Source organism: Streptomyces sp. AC512_CC834, from assembly GCF_019049325.1.
Taxonomy (GTDB): domain Bacteria; phylum Actinomycetota; class Actinomycetes; order Streptomycetales; family Streptomycetaceae; genus Streptomyces.
The window spans coordinates 1-251 of the sequence record NZ_JAGMUO010000134.1; the positions used below are offsets into that span (position 1 = coordinate 1).

The 251-nt window shown below is 67.7% G+C and carries 1 pseudogene; it reads left to right on the forward strand.

Going from position 1 to position 251, the window contains the following annotated elements:
• Positions 1 to 251, forward strand: a pseudogene (locus KUM40_RS40730) (hypothetical protein); the annotation flags it as partial.

Genomic DNA, 251 nt, shown 5'->3' on the forward strand with positions numbered 1-251 from the left:
CTCCACCGTGATCTACCGGCACTTTATCGCGCCCCCGCGCGCCTTCACCCAGTTCTCGCACGACCTCATCCGGCATCCCCGGCTGTCCTCCGACGCCGTTCGGCTCCTGACCTGGCAGCTCTCGCTCCCTCCCGGTACCCGGGAATCCCTCTCCCGTACGGCTGAACGTGCCCGTATCGGTGGCTGTGCCTTCACCCGGGCCAAGCGGCAGCTCAAGGACGAGGGATTCGTGCACGAACGGCGGCTCCAGG